Annotated in this window: 1 protein-coding gene and 2 pseudogenes; all 3 read right to left on the bottom strand. The window is 60.8% G+C overall.

Going from position 1 to position 1637, the window contains the following annotated elements; all coding sequences use genetic code 11:
- A pseudogene (locus ACH2EH_RS11515) lies at positions 1–214 on the bottom strand (uridine phosphorylase); the annotation flags it as partial.
- A gap of 6 nt (positions 215–220) precedes the next feature.
- Positions 221–1417, bottom strand: coding sequence for an MFS transporter (locus tag ACH2EH_RS11520; protein ID WP_395141789.1), 1197 nt, complete (start codon positions 1415–1417; stop codon positions 221–223).
- Positions 1414–1637 (bottom strand): annotated as a pseudogene (locus ACH2EH_RS11525) (MBL fold metallo-hydrolase); the annotation flags it as partial. The pseudogene ACH2EH_RS11525 and the gene ACH2EH_RS11520, both read right to left, overlap by 4 nt.

Here is a 1637-nt window from a genome sequence, read left to right on the forward strand (position 1 = left end):
GAAGATCCGTGTGGTAGCACGCCCAGAACGGGCAACGGGTGGAGAGGCCACGGGCGGCGAGCTGCCGCACGATGTCGCCGTCGGGATCGAGCAGACAGACGGCGGGAACCGGGTGTTCCTCAAGGCGCTTCTGCCGCCTGGCTTCACGGAGGAGCCCCTCGGCGGTGAAGACAGAGGGAGAATCAGGGTCTTTGTTTTCAAGAATCGGGATCATTCAGAGTTACTTTCTCATCAGACGGAAGGCGAGGAGGCCGGAAAAAACCGTTAGGGTGGCGACGGCTCCAATGGCAGGTGCGAAGCCCAGAAGGTCAGCGATAATGCCCGAAAGTAGCGCTCCAACCGCGTAGCCCATGTCCCGCCAGAACCTATAGACGCCCAGCGCACGTGCTCGCCAGTCGGGCTCGGAGGCGTCGCTCACAACGGCGATCAGCGCTGGGTAGACGAGCGCCGTTCCTAGACCGAGTAGCACCGTCGCCGCCAACCAGAGCGAGAAAGATGTGCCAAGTAGCGTCATCGCCAGAGCGATTCCCTGGAGCACCATTCCCGCCCCAATGAGGAGGCGACGGGCGATGGTGTCTGAGAGCGGCCCCGTAGCGATCTGCATCAAGCCCCAGACCGCAGGGTAGACGAACTTCAAAACGCCGATGTGTGCCACGTCCAGCCCCGCCGCCGCGAAGTAGAGCGGGAAGAGTCCCCAACTCATGCCATCGTTGAGGTTATTGACCAAACCCGCCTGACTCGCTCCCAGAAGCCGCCTATCCTTCCAGCTTACACGCGCAAATATCTCCTTGAAGGGAAGTGCGGAGGAGGCTCCCTTGGTGACAAGGTCACTTGTATCGCGAACGAAGAGTGCGGAGAGAGCGAGGCCGAGGATTGCGTAGCCGATGCCTAGATAGAAAGGAACGGGGCGCAGTCCGTAGACACTCGCCAGGTAGCCTGTCACCAGTGCGGTGACACCCACGGCCAGATAGCCCGCGAACTCGTTGAGCCCGACTGCAAGGCCGCGCTGCTTCGGCCCGACGAGGTCTATCTTCATCACCACAGCCATGGACCAGGCGAGTCCCTGGTTGATGCCCAGCAGGACATTGGCAAACGCGATCCACTCCCAGGACGGGGCGAAGATAAGAAGAAACGGCACCGGTAGCCCAAAGAGCCAGCCCAGCACGAGGATCTTCTTGCGCCCGAATCGGTCTGCTAAAGCGCCTGAGAGTAGATTGACAAGAGCCTTGGTGATGCCAAAACTGACAATGAAGCTCGTGATGGCGGTACTTTGCACCAGGTGAAAGACCTGAGTGCCGAGCAGCGGCACTACGGTTCGCTCCAGCCCGACCATGCCCCCCACGAAAGCGTTGATGAGCATGAGCAGCAGAAACTGCCCCAAGTTCTCACGCAAGCCGACGATTCGGGGCGCTCTCATCGTCCCAGATTCTTGCGGCGTATCGCTTCGGCTTGTGGTGGCCGTGGAGGGATATCGGCGAGCATGAAGCGCACGAACGCCTCTTGGTCCTCTATGGCGAAAGCTGCGTTGAAGCGCCGCTCGAACCCGATGGTAGAGGTTGGTTTACCGGAGAGCGCTCGTCCGCAGACGGAGCCTGCAAAAGCGCCGGGAAGCACCTCGATGTGGTCGGGCAGAACTT

Source organism: Armatimonas sp. (genome assembly GCF_043760365.1).
GTDB lineage: Bacteria > Armatimonadota > Armatimonadia > Armatimonadales > Armatimonadaceae > Armatimonas.